Below are 1,200 nucleotides of genomic sequence, written 5' to 3' on the forward strand. Positions count from 1 at the left end.
GCTAGTGCCTCGTCTTTGAACGTTGATCGTGTAATCCACCGGTTTCGAGGACCCGTCAGGCAGGCTGTCTCCCGACGTTTATGGGAGGTGGTGGCCGGTGGGTAGACGCCCGGAGGTGTTCGTCCGGCAGGTGTCGATGGCCGAGGGCCAGCGGTTGCAGCGGATCACTCGGACGGCGAAGGACCCGGTGAAGCTGCGGCGGGCGATTGTGGTGCTGATGTCCGCGCAGGGGCAGCCGGCGCCGGACATCGCGCACCTGCTCAAGACCAGCGAGGACTACGTGCGGGACGTGATCCACGCGTTCAACGAGCGGGGGTTCGATGCGCTGGACCCAAAATGGAGCGGGGGCGCGCCGAGACGGATTGATGAGCAGACCCGTGACTGGATCTGTGTCATCGCCCGGTGCGACCCCCGTTTCCTCGGTAAACCGTTCTCCTGCTGGTCGCTTGCCAAGCTGCGTGACTACCTGATCGAGGCCGGCTACGTCACGGCGGTCAGTATCGAGACGATCCGGCGGATCCTGCACGAGCGTGGCGTGTCGTGGCAGGCCACCAAGACATGGAAGGCCAGCACCGACCTCGACTTCACGACCAAGATGCGTCGGATCCTGGACCTCTACGACCACCCACCCACCGACGGACGGGTGCTCTGCGTGGACGAGTTCGGGCCGCTGAACCTGCAACCCCGTCCCGGCCGGGCCTGGCGCCCACAGGGCCAGCCGGTGCGGCTGCGGGCCACCTACACCCGTGACCAGGGGGTACGGCACATGATCGCCGCCCTGGACCTGACCACCGGACGCCTGCACTACCGCATCCGGGACCGGAAACGCTGGCGCGAGTTCCTCAGCTTCCTCAAGACCCTGCGCCGCCGCTGGCCAGACGACAGGCTCTACCTGATCCTGGACAACTTCTCCCCACACAAGCACCCCGAGGTCCGCGCCTGGTGCGCCGCCAACCAGGTCGACCTCGTCTTCCTGCCCACGTACGCGTCATGGCTGAACTGGATCGAGGCCGAGTTCGCCGCGGTCCGCTACTTCGCCCTCAACGGCACCGACCACCGCAGCCACGCCGAACAGGACGCTGCCATCGGCGACTACATCCGCTGGCGCAACCAACGCGCCAGACCGAAATCAGGATTCGCCACCGGATCCAAGATCCGCCACCCCGATTACCCGTTCAAGGCTGCATGACGGGGCACTAG

1 protein-coding gene is annotated in these 1,200 nt (G+C 66.2%); it reads left to right on the top strand.

From position 1 onward, the window contains the following. Positions 1 to 97: 97 nt before the first annotated feature. On the top strand, positions 98 to 1,189 hold the full coding sequence (locus FXF52_RS41070) for an IS630 family transposase (protein WP_255472954.1): 1,092 nt from the start codon (positions 98 to 100) through the stop codon (positions 1,187 to 1,189). The last annotated feature ends 11 nt before the right edge of the window (positions 1,190 to 1,200 follow it).

The sequence above is a fragment of the Micromonospora sp. MP36 genome (assembly GCF_008119785.1).
Classification (GTDB): domain Bacteria; phylum Actinomycetota; class Actinomycetes; order Mycobacteriales; family Micromonosporaceae; genus Micromonospora.